The 15,098-nt window shown below is 46.7% G+C and carries 15 protein-coding genes; 6 read left to right on the plus strand and 9 right to left on the minus strand.

The genetic code is table 11. The features are described from left to right. Positions 1 to 8: 8 nt before the first annotated feature. The 6 genes from ACHZCY_RS11855 (at position 9) to ACHZCY_RS11880 (ending at position 7,426) form a co-directional block, all read left to right on the plus strand. Positions 9 to 1,106: an AI-2E family transporter gene (locus ACHZCY_RS11855; RefSeq protein ID WP_205224148.1), complete on the plus strand. Its 1,098-nt coding sequence runs from the start codon at positions 9 to 11 to the stop codon at positions 1,104 to 1,106. Then, positions 1,057 to 2,640 carry an efflux transporter outer membrane subunit gene (locus ACHZCY_RS11860; RefSeq protein WP_319549032.1) on the plus strand — a complete coding sequence of 528 codons (1,584 nt, stop codon included), beginning with the start codon at positions 1,057 to 1,059 and terminating at the stop codon, positions 2,638 to 2,640. The genes ACHZCY_RS11855 and ACHZCY_RS11860 overlap by 50 nt, the downstream gene beginning before the upstream one ends. A gap of 100 nt (positions 2,641 to 2,740) precedes the next feature. Then, positions 2,741 to 3,889: an HlyD family secretion protein gene (locus ACHZCY_RS11865; protein ID WP_319549033.1), complete on the plus strand. Its 1,149-nt coding sequence runs from the start codon at positions 2,741 to 2,743 to the stop codon at positions 3,887 to 3,889. Between the two features lie 60 nt (positions 3,890 to 3,949). After that, a complete protein-coding gene (locus tag ACHZCY_RS11870; protein ID WP_319549034.1) occupies positions 3,950 to 4,975 on the plus strand; it encodes a DUF2955 domain-containing protein in 1,026 nt (341 codons plus the stop codon). A 234-nt stretch (positions 4,976 to 5,209) separates the two neighbouring features. After that, positions 5,210 to 6,136: a transporter substrate-binding domain-containing protein gene (locus tag ACHZCY_RS11875; RefSeq protein WP_319549035.1), complete on the plus strand. Its 927-nt coding sequence runs from the start codon at positions 5,210 to 5,212 to the stop codon at positions 6,134 to 6,136. Positions 6,137 to 6,151: 15 nt separating this feature from the next. Continuing rightward, a complete protein-coding gene (locus ACHZCY_RS11880; protein WP_205224153.1) occupies positions 6,152 to 7,426 on the plus strand; it encodes a dicarboxylate/amino acid:cation symporter in 1,275 nt (424 codons plus the stop codon). A 47-nt stretch (positions 7,427 to 7,473) separates the two neighbouring features. On the opposite strand, the gene ACHZCY_RS11885 is transcribed toward ACHZCY_RS11880, so the two are convergent. The 9 genes from ACHZCY_RS11885 to ACHZCY_RS11925 all read right to left on the minus strand — a co-directional run bounded on the left by ACHZCY_RS11885 (position 7,474) and on the right by ACHZCY_RS11925 (position 15,095). After that, complete coding sequence (locus tag ACHZCY_RS11885; RefSeq protein WP_319549036.1) at positions 7,474 to 7,794, minus strand: putative quinol monooxygenase; 321 nt, start codon at positions 7,792 to 7,794, stop codon at positions 7,474 to 7,476. Between the two features lie 58 nt (positions 7,795 to 7,852). Further along, positions 7,853 to 8,218 (minus strand): CoA-binding protein, encoded by a 366-nt coding sequence (locus tag ACHZCY_RS11890; protein ID WP_319549037.1) that lies wholly within the window; start codon positions 8,216 to 8,218, stop codon positions 7,853 to 7,855. Positions 8,219 to 8,292: 74 nt separating this feature from the next. Next, the gene (locus ACHZCY_RS11895; protein WP_205224156.1) at positions 8,293 to 9,522 is read right to left on the minus strand and encodes an FprA family A-type flavoprotein; all 1,230 of its coding nucleotides are present in this window, start codon (positions 9,520 to 9,522) and stop codon (positions 8,293 to 8,295) included. Positions 9,523 to 10,194: 672 nt separating this feature from the next. Then, positions 10,195 to 11,604, minus strand: a complete 1,410-nt coding sequence (locus ACHZCY_RS11900) for an FAD-dependent oxidoreductase (protein WP_319549038.1) — start codon at positions 11,602 to 11,604, stop codon at positions 10,195 to 10,197. A 201-nt stretch (positions 11,605 to 11,805) separates the two neighbouring features. Further along, entirely contained in the window at positions 11,806 to 12,393 is a 588-nt protein-coding gene (locus ACHZCY_RS11905) for a TetR/AcrR family transcriptional regulator (RefSeq protein ID WP_205224158.1), read from the minus strand. Between the two features lie 417 nt (positions 12,394 to 12,810). Beyond that, entirely contained in the window at positions 12,811 to 12,972 is a 162-nt protein-coding gene (locus ACHZCY_RS11910; RefSeq protein WP_319549039.1) for a hypothetical protein, read from the minus strand. Positions 12,973 to 13,027: 55 nt separating this feature from the next. After that, the gene (locus ACHZCY_RS11915; protein ID WP_319549040.1) at positions 13,028 to 13,438 is read right to left on the minus strand and encodes a Fur family transcriptional regulator; all 411 of its coding nucleotides are present in this window, start codon (positions 13,436 to 13,438) and stop codon (positions 13,028 to 13,030) included. Positions 13,439 to 13,500: 62 nt separating this feature from the next. After that, a complete protein-coding gene (locus ACHZCY_RS11920; RefSeq protein WP_205224163.1) occupies positions 13,501 to 14,319 on the minus strand; it encodes a metal ABC transporter permease in 819 nt (272 codons plus the stop codon). Further along, positions 14,316 to 15,095: a metal ABC transporter ATP-binding protein gene (locus ACHZCY_RS11925; RefSeq protein ID WP_319549041.1), complete on the minus strand. Its 780-nt coding sequence runs from the start codon at positions 15,093 to 15,095 to the stop codon at positions 14,316 to 14,318. Before ACHZCY_RS11925 ends, ACHZCY_RS11920 begins: the two co-directional genes overlap by 4 nt. Positions 15,096 to 15,098: the final 3 nt, after the last annotated feature.

Genomic DNA, 15,098 nt, shown 5'->3' on the forward strand with positions numbered 1-15,098 from the left:
AATTGCTCATGAATACGTCGGATACGTCCAAGTCTTTTCAGAAAGAATTCATCGAAACCGTCATTAAAATCTGTATTCTTGGAACAATGGTTCTCTGGACCTTGCTTATCATTAAACCGTTTCTGATGCCTGTTCTCTGGGGGATTATTATTGCGGTTGCCATGGAGCCCTTTATTGCCGGAGTTGCGGCAATGATGGGAGGACGGAGAAAAGCAGCGGCTGTTCTTTTTGCTTTGGTTGTTATTGCAGCCCTGATTATTCCTTCCGTAAAACTGGTTGCCTCCTCGGTAGATACTGTTCAATCCATTGCAACCGCAATGGAAGAAAATACCTTAAAAGTTCCACCCCCGCCTGCAAGTGTCAGTGAATGGCCGTTGATCGGCCCCTCACTGAGTAAAACCTGGACCCAGGCCTCCATCAACCTGGAAACAGTCTTGAAGCAATACGGCCCGCAGCTAAAAACCGGAGCCCTTACCCTGCTCGGTTCTGTTGGCGGTGGGGTGAAAGGCGTTTTTATGTTTATCATTTCCGTGGCTATTGCTGCCGCATTTCTGGCTACAGCCGAAAAAAGTTCTGCAGCAATTGAAAAAATTATTACCCGGTTTGCAGGTGACCGCGGGGAAGAGATTACCAGTCTTGCCACAGCAACCATTAGAGGCGTGATGCAGGGCGTTGTCGGAGTGGCGGTTATCCAGTCAGTTCTGTCAGTCATTGGTATGGTGATTGTCGGCGTGCCTGCGGCAGGGTTGTGGGCTGCTCTTGTACTTGTAATGGCAGTGATTCAACTGCCGCCCATACTTGTTCTCGGGCCTGTTGCTGCATGGGTCTTCACCGCAACTACCACTGTGCCCGCAGTTTTTTTTCTTATTTGGGCCATTGTGGTGAGTGCCAGTGACGGCATTTTAAAGCCCTTGCTCATGGGGCGCGGGGTTGATATTCCCATGCTGGTGATCTTGCTTGGCGCCTTGGGGGGTATGATGCTTTCCGGCATCATAGGTTTGTTTGTAGGCGCAGTGGTAGTGGCCATCAGTTACACTTTGTTTACAGCCTGGGTTGATGAAGAAAGCGACGCTTCTCTGGCGGATACAACCGACAAGGCAGAATAGCGTAAGGGTAAAAACAACCATGAATACGGTATGGTTTCGATCATATGTTTATTCTGTGTTTGTTTTGCTCCTGCTTGGCGGCTGTGCGATGGTTGGGCCTGAGTATCAGACTCCGGAAGCAAAGCAGCCGACAGGCTGGAGTGTCGACGATACTCCGTTGTTTAAAAAGCCATCAAAAGATGATTCGATAGCCTGGTGGACTCTTTTTAATGACCCTGTGCTGGATCAACTTGTTGCAACTGCCTTTGAGCAGAACCTGGAGCTCCGTAGTTTCGGGCTGCGTATTATGGAGGCCAGGGCCCAGTTGGGACGTGTTAAAGGAAATATGTATCCCCAGGTGCAGGAAATGAATGGTGACCTGTTCACCATCGGAGCAACAGGTCCAGCTGACAACAGGTATTATAATGCCGGATCAATCGGGTTTGATGCTGCCTGGGAGATGGATTTCTGGGGTAAATTCCGTCGTGGAATTGAATCTGCTGATGCCAACCTGCTCTCCGCTGTGGCAGATTATGATGATCTGCTGGTCTCGTTGACAGCGGAAGTTGCTCGCACCTATTTTGCCATCCGGACCCAGCAGGAGCGTATCGACCTCGCGCAAAAAAATGCAGAACTCCAGCAGAGATCGCTGCAGTTGGTTATCCTCCAATTTGAAGCTGGGACCGTTACCGAGCTGGACGTTCTCCAGGCAAAGACTCTGCTTTCAAGCACCCTTGCAACCATTCCAAACCTGACTGCTTCGCTTAATTCCTTTAGATATGGATTGGCTGTACTTTTGGGAATGCTGCCTGAAGAAATGGATGCTACTGTTCTTCCCCCTGGTGAAATGCCTCAGCTGTCGACCAAAATAGCAGTTGGGATGCCTGCTGAACTGCTCCGCCGCCGACCTGATATTCGTCGAGCAGAAATGCAGGCTGCGGCTCAAAGTGCCCAGATCGGGATTGCCAGAGCAGAGCTTTTTCCAAGCTTTACTCTGTTTGGCTCCCTTGGCTGGAGCGCAACCGACAGGGGTAGCAACGACCTGGGGGATATCTTTGATGCCAATAGCTTTTCTTATAGCTTTGGTCCTGCCTTTCAATGGAATCTGTTCAACTATGGACGGCTCAAAAACGAGGTCCGCATCCAGGATGCCCGTCTGCAGCAGCTGATCACGGCATACCAGAATACGGTTCTCAATGCCGCCAGAGAGGTGGAAGATGCGATGCAGACACTGGATCAGGCAATTAAGGAAGCTGAGCTGCTCAAACAGGGAGTGGAGACTTCAAGGCGATCGACCGAGCTTTCCATGCTGCAGTACAAGGAAGGATTAGCCGATTATCAGCGTGTCCTTGATTCCACCAGATCACTTACCCAAAAGCAGGATCAGTATGCACAAACAAAAGGTAATATTGCCACTGATATGGTTGCGCTGTACAAAGCTGTTGGTGGAGGGTGGCAGATTCGGGAAGGAAAGCCGTATGTACCCGATGCGGTGAAAGATACAATGAAACAACGAACAGATTGGGGACGCCTGTTGGAGTATCCGCTCCAATAGAAAATGTTCTGCAGGAGCCTGAGGTTACTCTAAAGGGTATGCCCGGTCGAATGATGGCTGCAACATACGGTATTTTGATAATTCTTAACTGGGTTGAACTATGTCGAGTGAAAAAAATGCCACCAACGAAGAAGCCCCTTTAGCAGGTACTGCACCAGTGGAAGAAGAGGGGACTAATAAACCAAAGAAAATCGATCGAGTTTCACTGTGGACGGCAATTATTGTCGGTCTCTGTGTCCTTATTTTCTGTCTCCACATTTTAGCGGATAAATATACACCCTATACCAGCAACGGCAGAATAGAAGCCTTTGTGGTGCCCATCGTGCCACAGGTCTCTGGCCCGCTCACATCGGTCAATGTGGTTCACAATCAATTTGTAACAGAAGGGCAGGTTTTAGCAGTGGTTGATACCGCTAAGTATGAGCTGGCAGTTCGTCGAGCTCAAGCAGACCTGCAGCTGGCTACACAAACATCGGAGGCGGATATTGCCGCAGTCACAACTGCCCAGGCAAGAGTTGCTGAAGCAGAAGCCAACCTCCGCAATGCCCAGGTGAAAGGGCAGCGCATTATAACACTGTCAAAACAGGGCGCCGCCTCATTATCCAGGGCAGATGATGCCCGGTCAAGAATTGAGGCCAGCAAGGCAAAATTGGCAAGTGCGCGCTCAGAGTTGGAAAAGGCAAAAAGTCATCTTGGCGAAACAGGTGAGGATAATGCAAAGGTCCGCTCAGCACTGACGGCTCTTGAAACGGCTCAACTTGACCTTAAGCGGAGCACTCTACGGGCCCCTTCAGATGGTATAATTACCAACTTGACTGTTGATGTCGGCCATTATGCTGCTACTGGAGCACCGGTGATGACCTTTCTTGCCACCAAGTTTGTCTGGATCCAGGCTGATATGCGGGAAAACAGTCTCTTGAATATCAAGAAGGACGACCCGGTGGAGCTGGTCCTGGATGCTGCACCAGGCCATATTTTTAAAGGGAAGGTTTTGAGTGTTGGGTATGGTGTGTCTGATAATGCAGGTAACACCCTTGGTGGTCTGACAACTGTGCAGCCTTCTCAGGGGTGGTTGCGACAGGCGCAGCATATGCCGGTGCTGATAGCATTTACCGATGGTTCTGCCAAAGAGTTTAAACGTATGGGCGGGCAGGTGAACGTCATAGTGTATACGAGCAACAAGCCGGTGCTGAATACACTTGGCCGATTTTGGATTCGGATGATCAGTTTTCTCTCCCATGCCTATTGATAGAGAGGCTCCAGAGGAGGACAGGACCATGCTGACGGTAGCTCTTCACCTGGTGTGATAATGAATGTAACCACTGTAAAAATAGTGCGCATGACCGCTGGCCTGACCGCCGCGGTGGCCGTAAGTTACGGTATTGCCTGGCCACTCTCTTTTGTTACCCCTATTTTTGCAGCGATATTTTTGCTGTTTCCTGTCTGGATCGGCTGGGAAATGGCTGTTCAGCTCATAGGTCGCCTTGTATTTAGTCTGTTTATCGGGCTGATTATCAGTGAATATCTGCTCGTTTTCCCTCTTCTCTGCATACTGATTTTAGGCATATTGCTTTTTTATATCTATTATAACGACACGCCTGCCGCACCGCCGATGGCCACCCTGTTTATGACCATAGGCGTTATAATGGTACCAATTATGGGGCTTTCCGGAGCCCAGCTTTCCCACATGATAGCCATTGGTCTGCTGTTTAACATGACCTGCGGCCTTTTTTTTGCTTGGTTGTTTCACCGGCTCATTCCCGACAGCCTGGCTGCGCAAAAGGCAGGAGGTCCTGCCGCTGCCAAGCCTCCTCCACCGCCGGAAACTACACCAGAAGAGCGGGCGCGCCTCGCCCTTACAAGTACTCTTGTTGCCCTTAGCGCCGTTGCCTTCTTTTTTTCTTTCAATCTTGCCCAGTACGCTCTTGCCATGCTCTATATTTGCCTCATGGCCGGCACACCAAGTACTGTTGCCTCCTTTCAGGTGATGAAGGCCAATTCCCTGGCCACCTGCATTGGCGGAGCTGCCATGATTGTTGCATTCAACCTGCTGGTAGCCGTTCCCACTTATATGTTTCTATTACTGGTGGTGTGTCTGTTTGCCTATCTGTTTTCAGTAAAAATTTTTACCGGCGGAGCGCATGCAGCAGCTTTTACCTCAGGCTTGACGACATTTCTGGTTTTGCTTGGCAGTTCAACCGGAGTCGACAAAGAGGCAAGTATCAACTTTTACCTGCGTATTGCCCAGGTGTTGTTTGCAGGATTGTTTACGATTGTTGCTCTCAGGGTGGTTGATCATATCCTCCGACCAAAAAGAAAACGGATAAAAACCTGATACCTTAACAGGTGTATTATCTGGGACGGGGGTTACAGTACAGATTGTTTTCTGTGTTGAAGTGCTTAATATAAATAATAAATTAATGTTTATACTTGAATGTGCTCTGCCCTGAGTGAGTCTTTTTTTCCGTAGTTGTTGCTATTCGGTTTCCTGATGGTCGCTGCCTGGTCACCGCGGTGCCAGGGAGTACCGGTTGAAGTGTTTTTCAATGTAACCTGGAGAGAGGTAATCATGAAAAAACAGTATTTACTATTATTGGGGATGCTCATCTGGTGTTTTTTGTGCCCAGCGCTGGAGGCTGGTGAAATAGAGCGGATTCAGGACAAAGGGGAGCTCATTGTTTCACTGAACAAGGACTACCCCCCCTTCTCCATGGAGCAGGAGGGGAAACCGACGGGATTGGATGTTGACCTGGCTCGACTTGTTGCAGACTATATGGGGGTAAAACTCACCTTTATCCGCCCTGCGCTGTATGAGGAGCAGATTCCAGCCTTGCTGTCCGGCAAAGCGGATATCATTATCGCAGCGATGACCCGGACCGTTGAACGCGGCCTGCTGGTAAACTTTACCCAGCCTTATTTTACAGTGAGCCAGGCCGCCTTAGTACGAAGGGATAAAATTGACAGCGCTGCAGAATCGTATTTTGATCTGACATCCATCAAAAACATACGGGTAGGGGTCAAGGCGGGGACCACCCATGAGGAATTTGCACGACAACTCTTTGCCCCTGCCTCGATTCAAACCTACCCCACGGTGGAGGCCGCTGCTGCGGCATTGGTCAACGGCGAAGTAGATGCCGTGACAGCGGACTCACCTTTTGTCAGCATATGGAGGGCTACTCACCCCAGCCTTCATCCTCAAATTAAGGCCCTGCTGGCACCAGTAACCCAGGAGTCCTATGGGTTCGCAATCCGTAAGGGCGACCAGGATTTTCTGCACTGGCTCAACCTGTTTATTGATCAGGTTCGTTCGGACGGTACCCTGGATCTTCTTATCCATGACTATTTTGTCGCACTCACCTGGGCCAGGAAAACAGCATCACCAACCTCTCTGACCCCCGCTCAAATGCTACAGAATAGATTTATCCAGCAAAAGAAGGAAATGCTGGAAGAGCGAAGGAGAAAGGCTATCAATGCAAAGGGCGGCAGCTATGAATAAGCAGGGAGAACAATTATGAAACTATTCAACTGGTACTTTAAATCTAATCTCCTGCTCAGAATCATGCTCGGTTTGATATGTGGTGCTGTGGGCGGGTTGGTGCTCGGCGAGGAGATTAGCTGGGTTTCCCCTTTTGGTGATATTTTTGTCAGGCTGTTGAAAATGATCGTTATGCCTGTTGTCATGTTTACTTTGATTGTAGGCGCGGCCAGTGTCCACCCTGCTCGTTTAGGACGCGTAGGTGTCAAAGCGCTGGGCATATACATGGTCACCACCGGATTTGCCGTTGGCCTTGGCCTGCTTTTCGGCAATATTTTTAAACCAGGAAGAGGTCTTGATTTGACCGGTGCCGGGGGCGAAGTTGCCAAAACAACCCTGGAAACACCATCGTTGCTTGATACCGTTATCAATATTGTGCCGGTTAACCCCTTTAATGCCATTACCTCCGGTGAAATTCTCCCCACCATTTTTTTCTGTCTCATGTTTGGTATCGGCATTGCTTTTTTGAGAGAAAGTGAGGACCAGCGTATTAAGCATGCTGCGACAACGGTATTTCATTTTTTTGAAGGCGGTGCGGAAATCATGTATCTGGTGGTTCACTGGATACTTCAGTATGCGCCTATTGGAGTGTTTGCACTTATTGCGGTGGTTTTCGGGACCCAGGGGGCGGAAGCTTTTGGCCCACTCGGAATCACCACCTTAGCTGTCTACCTTGCCTTTTTGGCCCATATGTTTTTGGTGTACGGGGCTGGACTTGCTATTTTTGGCCTCTCGCCGATCAAATTTTTTGCCAAGGCCAAGCAAGCGATTGTTACCGGCTTCGTGACCCGTAGCAGCGGCGGTACCCTACCGGTGAGCATGGAGGTCGCTGAAGAAGAAATGGGTATTTCCAAGGGCGTGTATTCCTTTTCACTCCCCTTGGGGGCGACCATTAATATGGACGGCACTGCCATCTACCAGGGGGTTTGCGCCATTTTCATTGGTTTTGCCATCGGCGCTCCGCTGAGCTTTGAGCAGCAGATGACTGTCATTGCCACTGCTGTATTGGCTTCCATCGGGACTGCGGGAGTTCCTGGAGCAGGTGCACTTATGTTGATGATGGTGCTTAATTCTGTTGGCTTGCAGGTTGAGCCGGGTACCACGGTAGCCATGGCCTATGCGATGATTTTCGGGATCGATGCCTTGTTGGATATGGGTCGGACAGCCTGTAATATCACAGGTGACCTGGCCATAACCTGCATCGTCGGTAAAACTGAACAGGAAATGGATGTGAGCAAATGGCGCTCCTGATTTTTTGTTCAGTTTTCAGGAGAGCCACATGTCCTTTGCATGGGAAACTATTGTTGTTTCTGCCAGACCGAATCAGATGGAAAAAGATGGCTGCCGGTTGAAATGTCTAGAGGGACGGCAAGCCAATCCTGTGTACTTTCCAGCCAGGTTATAAAATGCGGGGTTTCCTTGTGCACCTCAAAAGCCTTTTCACTTGTATAGACTTCATAGAGGTGCAATTTGTTGGGATCAGAGTGGTCTTCAACGATATTGAAGAGCAGGCAATCAGATTCTTTTTCTACAGATCCGCGACCATCGGCAAGCATGGCTTCAATGAATTCTTCCCGATGTTCGGGTTTGATCTGTACTTTGACAATAACAGCAAACATGGTTTCTCCTTTTTTTATAGAAATCCGGGCTTGAGAGTAATGGTACAATGAATCCGCATTAATATTGGTTGGTTGCGAGCATCACTAAAGTACATGCTCGCAGTACCTCAATACCTTCCTCTTGTAACCTTTTTTCAGCATCATCGTCTTCCGTCCCTGGGTTCATAATCACCCTTTTCGGTGCCGATGCAATAACGTCATCTATATGATCCTGGAATCTTTTTGGATTAACATACAAGGTTATAGTGTCAATCTGTTCTGTTATACTGGACACAGAATCGTGACAGTGCTGATCTTCAATTTTTGCCTTAAAAGGATTGACCAGCAGTACTTGATGACCGTGACTGGTTAAAGATTGCATCGCTTTGTAGGCATATCTTGCAGGTTTTTCACTTGCCCCTAAAATTACGACTGTTTCAGCCATTTTTTTTACCTCTTGTTTCTTGTGTATCCAGGGTAAGGAATCCTGACAGAGTTATGTCTCTGTCAGGATCGTTTTTATTTACTGCAGAATTGTTTGATTTTTTGCGCCAATTCTTTCCCTGCCTGCTCCATTGCTTCTAAATCCTCATCTCCAGGTGCGCCTTGGAATTCTATACTGTCCATAATGTCCCAGCCGGCCTTTTCGGTTCTCGTTCTAAAGTCTTTTTCCGCACCACCAACCCAGCCATAGGAACCAACACGCAGCACCTTTCTATTTTTGACCTTTTTGATCATTAAATCCTCAATAACCTGCGCCATGGGCGGAAACATTTTATACTCGTAGGTCGGCATCGCAAAGACCAATCCAGCAGCCCTCCATGCGGCGGCAAGGATATGGCCAAGGTCATCCTGCGGAACACGGAAGGTGCGTACTTCCACGCCTTCTGATTTGATGCCCTTTATAAGAGGAGCTATGGTTTTGCCTGTGTTTCCATACATGGAGGCCCATATAAGACAAACCTCAGGTTCTGCCGGTCCCTTAGCGTAGGAGGCATAGCGTTTATAATGGTTAATGATTGCCGAAGGATTTTTGCGCCACACAATTCCATGGGAAGGGGCAATGGCGTCAATGGGAAGAGAGCTTAGCTTTTCAATGGCTTTTTCAACAAAAGGGGAAAAGGTGGCAACAATATTTGCGTAGTAACGGAGCGATTCTTGTTCAAAAAATGCAACACGTTCATCTGAGAGTTGATCATCAAAGGCCTGCTCCTTCACCGCACCATATGAACCAAATGCATCACAAGGAAACAGTATTTTTTCAGACTCAAGATAGGTTGCCATGGTTTCCGGCCAATGCACATTTGGAATCATAAAAAATCGCAAGACCATGCCGTCCCCCAAATCAAGGGTGTCACCATCACCGACAATATCAACTCTGCCCATGGGGACAGAACTGAACTGTTCCAAAAGAGGAGCTGCTTTAGCAGAACAGACAATTCTGCATGTCGTATTTTTTTCAACAAATGCACGCAACATGCCTGAGTGGTCTGGTTCCATGTGGTTGACAATCACATAGTCAATTTCTTCTATGTTGACTCCGGTCTGCTCCATCTGCTGTTCGAGTGAGCTGGTCAATTCATAGATATCCTGGGTTAAATCAATGATCGCTGTTTTATCTCCCTTTATAAGGTAGCTGTTTATACTTACCCCATTGGGAACAGGCCACAGTCCTTCAAAGAGGTAGCCATCTTCTTCAATGTTGACTTTGAGCTGGAAAACCTGATCGCTCATTTGTGTACAATTCATTCTATACTCCTCACTAGTTGCCACTAAACGGCTGAAAAATTTCAAATAAAATATAGTTAATCATTTTAGAAAAAAGGGAAATAAAGAAGAGCATATGATTGCATGATTATTTGCTGTTTTTACCCTTTTCATGGGGGAGTGGAAGCAAATAGCGTAGAGGTAAATGAAAACGATCGGCAATCATAACAAGTCAAGATGAATCCATACCAAGTTGTGAAACAGCCTGAGCAACGATCCAGCATCAAATAACTGAAAAAGAAGAGATCAATCACGGTACCCTCAAAAATTGAGCGGTCATGGACTACGATGAAAAGCAGGGGAAATTCGATAGAGAACAAAGACTAGGGTACAATGTAGTGGTACATTGTTGTTGCACAGCATAAAGCTTCTATCCTGAAAGGGAGGGAAGAGAAGCTGTATGCCGGCAACTTTTTGTGTTAGCCTGGATTTCTCACCAATAAAGTTTTTCGTAGGGCAAAGCACAAGCCACGCTGCTGAAGTGAACTGCCGCAAGTGGTTTGTAACGCAGATCCTGCGGAAAAATCTATTGGCCCGGAGGGGGATCTTTTTGATTGAAAACGGAAAACAGACTGTTAATTGTACAATTACTCTTTAGGCAATAATATCAATTAATTGAGTTTAAAATCAAAAAGTTCATGAGAAATTCGGGTTCTAGGCCGCTTCTTTATTGAGCTTTTTAGCCATGGAAGCATTGGTTAACTGGATAGCACCATTCTCTGCTGCAAGCATGATATGATAGAAGAGCGGTGAGGCTGTTAAAAGAGGATGGGTGGCGTATTGCATGGTTGCCAGTTCCTCTGCGGTTGCACCGGTCTGGATAGCAACGGAAATTGCGTTAACCATGTCGGCCGTAGCCTCTCCACCAATAACATGACCACCAATAATTCTACCGTTATCTTTTCGAAACAGCAGTTTTGCTTTCATTTCGGTAATACAGTCAGGCAGGCTTGCAGGATGTCGATTGGGAGTTGTGGCTTCACCGATCACAACCTCAATACCCTCATCCTGAGCGGCCTTTGAAGTTAATCCTGCCGCAGCTATGGAATGGTCCCCTACCTTTGTCGCAAAAGCGCCAAGTGCACCCAGGTTTTTTCGCTGAACCGCATTGTACAAATTGCTCGCTGCAATCATGCCCTCGCTACAGGCGACCGAGGCAAGGCGGATACCGCTTGGTTTGCCGGTGATAAAGGAAGTTTTTGATGCGCAGTCACCGGCAACATAGACATCCGGATCTTTGGTTTGCATGTATTCATTTACAAACACACCTTGACGTGGATCAGCCTCCAAACCACATTTTTCAGCCAGTTCTATGTTGGGTGTTGCACCAATGCAGACCAGTACCAAATCAGCATCCAGTTCACTACCGTCTGCCAGTTGGACCGCATTGACGGCACCTTGGCCTTTAATTTCCTGCACACCACGATTGGTCATGACATGGATACCGAGTTTTTCAAGTTGACCCTCCGCTTGAACACAAAACTCTTCTTCACAGGCCATCATGAGACAATGAGGGAGCATTTCAATGATGCTGACATTGAGATTGCTGTTTGCAGTACCATCCGGCCCACCCATGAGTGCGATTTGCTCAGCCATCTCAACGCCGATAAACCCTCCTCCGACAACAACCACATTTTTAGCTGTCTGCAATGCAGCATACAATGCCTGCAATCGACATGGGTCTTTCTCTACGACAAATACGTTGTCCAGATCAATACCTTTTATAGGCGGCACAAAAGGTTTTGATCCGTTACCAAGAATGAGCTTGTCATATTCAAGAGTGGTACCGTCTGCAAATGCAATACTATTGTGTTTTCTGTCTATACTCTCCACTTCCAGGTACATGATATCTATACCCATATTGAGGAAGTTCTGATCCGGAATAATGTTCTTTTCAACTTTTTTCAATGTTCCGTAGATATACGGAATACCGCATGGAACCGGTGTTTTTTCCACATTACGAATGACAGTGACTTTTTTCTCAGGATTACGTTTTCTTAAAGTAACCGCCGCCATTAAACCTGCCGCAGATCCGCCAATAATTGCTACATCTGTTGATTTCATCTCGTTCTCCTGTCGTAGAATAAGTAATAAATAGACTCAATATAAGAGTAGATTAAAATATTTTAAAATGAATGTTCGTTCTAGTTGTTACAAAAAAAAATAGAACCGTATAACTTAAAGTAATGGGAAAACAATTTGTATGTAGTGATAATTTAGAATGAATGTTCGTTCATTGAGCGGCCAAAAAAAAACTACTCGATATTATTTTTTAATTGAGGCCCAGGAGCATTCCCAGATTTCCTCTAAATAGTGAGATATCGGGTGTTCCAGAAAAGCATCCAAATCGAGACGGATAATACGTAACGCTCCCCCAATCAGGCAGGCACTGGCAACCACAGGATCCATATTGCGAATTTCTCCTTTCTCTACCCCTTCATTGATCATTTCCCGTATTATTGCAAAAGGAGGGGAGGAGCAGATGGATTTTTCTTCAGGCATAAACTCCTTGTGCGTGGCATAAAGGAGATAGTGCATTTTATCGGGAGCATTTTCTGCAAGATCAAATAAATAGTTGATAACTGCACGTCCACGGCCCTGGGTGGTTTGATGGGTGTTTCTTATCTCCACCATCGCCATTTCCATATGGATGATTAAGTTGTTGTAAATCGCCCTGGCTATGGCTTCCTTATTTTTAAAATAATGGTAAATGCTGCCTATACTGACATTCGCTTCTTTCTGGATATCGTGAACCGAGGTATTAAAGTAGCCTTTTTCTGTAAAAAGCTTGAGGGCTGTTTCAAAAATTAAGCTTTCTAAATCCTGCGATCGTTTTTTCACGGGTGCTGTCATTGTTTAATCTCTTTTAAAACGAATGTTCATTCTAGAAGGCGACAGTAGATCTACTTTTAATAAATGTCAAATTCTTTTTTGAGGTAGAAGGGCGTTTGTTGAAATTTATTCTGGGAACAACGTAACCTGCACTTTAGAGCGGGTTAAAAAAATGCTCAAGTTATCATGTGGTTGGAGGCGAGAGTAACTTCAAACTATCATTTTGGGTGATACATTTCGTCTGAAATAATATTTGCTATGTTGAGAGGTGTACAGGTACGGTCAACTCCGGTCAGACAATCAGTGGTGGCGGGCTATCTTTTTTCGCCATATTTCCTCGGAGTTTCCCCTTCTTATCTGAACTGTCGTTTGCGTAAATAATAAAAGGCAAAGGTAGTGGAGCAACCTTTGCCTTGTTAATGCGGGAGATATTCTACTTTACTTTTTCGTCATCTCCTGACCACAACACTGCAGTGGTACTGTGCAACAGGTATCTGGAGCGTCTACACTGCATGTACAAGGCTTTTTGACACTGAGTTCCAAACCGCATTTTTCGCACACAAACACATCACCTTCTTTCATGTCGCAACAGTTAGCCATGGAATTCTCCTGGTTAAGTTTTTTTGTTCGTTTGATTTTTATTTACTGCCTACACCTACTTTTTTTCCACTTTTGCACAATTTTTACATATTCCATCAATACGAATTTCCACCTTCTCAATCCGGCCAGGATACGTCTTTAATAAAGGGGCTATGTCAACGGTTACACTTTCTGGGCTTAAGCAGTCCATCTGCCCGCAGATTCTACAGTAAAAGTGAGGGTGCGGTTTATGGTGTTCGTTGGGAGCAATACCGTAATAAAAGGCTCTGCCGCCAGTACTTATACGATCAACGACACCATGTTCAACCAATAGATCAAGAATACGGTAGACCGTCACACGATTGATAGAACTGGTACGCTCCAGGATAGCGTAGATGTCGCCGGCGGAAAGAGGAAACGTGTTGTTTCCGACAATTTCCAGGACCTGAATACGATTAGCGGTCGCTACCAGGTCAGCATTCGACAACAAGTTTTCATAATTGCATTGGTCACACATAAGCCTTGTTTATAGATATCTCATGACACATTTTATGTTCTGTGGCAAGCAAAGCGTATTTTATCTACAATCAGGGAAAACAAAAATACAACACCTGCAACCAGTATAATCGAAGCGCCTGATGTGAGGTTGTACTGATACGAGAGCCAGAGTCCGGTAACCGTAAAAGCTGCTCCAAGTAAGCTGGACGCCACCATCATCTGAAAAAGTGATTTTGCATATTTTTCAACCATAAAAGGTGGAATCGTCAACAGGGCAATGACCAAAATGAGACCAACGACCTGGATGACCAGAACAACGGTAACAGCCAGCATGCCGATCAGTACAAAGTAGAGCTTTTTAACCGGTACCCCCCTGATTTTGGCGAATTCCTCATCATAGGACATGGCCAGCAGATCCTGATAATAATAAGTAACGAGGAGTATCATCGCAATACCGATAAATGCCATGAAGAACAGATCCGACCTGGGAACAGCAAGTATACTGCCGAACAGATAACTCATGAGATCCACGTTATACCCGGGTGTCAAGTCAACGAGAATAATGCCGAAGGCCATTCCAAGAGCCCATATAACGCCGATGACGGTGTCGGCCCGGTGCTTCATCTTGTAGCTCACAGAAGCCATGAGCATGGCTGCGAACAGGGAAAAACCAATTGTACTGGGCAGATAGGGCCATTTGAAAAATGACGCAAGCCCAATACCACCATATGCAGCGTGGGCGATGCCACCGGAAAGAAAGACAATTCGGTTGACCACCACCAGGGTGCCTATAATGCCACAAATTACGCTGGCCAGCAGGCCCGCAGCCAGGGCATTGCGTATGAATTCAAATTGCAAGGCTTCAATCATGGGGATTGGTTCTCATGTTCTGATAGTACTCGATGGGGGAGGCCGTGGGCCACTAATTCTACAGGACACACCTCCTCGTCAGTACTGGGGTACATGGTTTTCAGCATATCGCCGGTAATTTCGGCCTGGTCATGATAATGCAGTTTTTTGTTGACGCAGGCCACCGATTTTACATAGCGGGATATCACCAGCAGGTCATGGCTGATCACTAAAATTGTAATATCCTGGTTGAATTCCCGGAGAAGCTGATAAAAATCAGCCTGCCCCTTAGTGTCGATACTGGAGGTGGGTTCGTCTAATAAAAGCAGCTTGGGCTTCGTCGCCAATGCCCTGGCAATGAAGACCCTTTGGCGTTGACCTCCGGAAAGGGTACCGATTTTCTTGTCAGCATAGGCTGTCATGTCCATACGTTCGAGAGCTGCCAAGGCATCACGGCGATTAGCTGCTGACCTTCGGGATAAGCGCTGTTTGGGATCAAGCTTTCCCATCAGCACCACATCGATGGCAGTGATAGGAAAGCTCTGGTTCAAATGGATATCCTGCGGTACGTAGCCTATGCACGACGAAGCTTCTTGGGGAGGTTTCCCATTGATGAGAATCGTCCCCTTATCCGGTGTCAGTAACCCTAAAATCAGTTTTAGCAGGGTGGTCTTACCCCCGCCGTTGGGACCAATAATAGCGACAAAATCCTTCTCCGGAATGGCAAGATTCACATCCTTCAGGATGGCTTCTCGGTTATAGGTAAAATCAAGATTATTTATTTCGATCATCGACATGGA

It is taken from the genome of Desulfogranum marinum, assembly GCF_963675105.2.
Taxonomy (GTDB): domain Bacteria; phylum Desulfobacterota; class Desulfobulbia; order Desulfobulbales; family Desulfobulbaceae; genus Desulfogranum; species Desulfogranum marinum.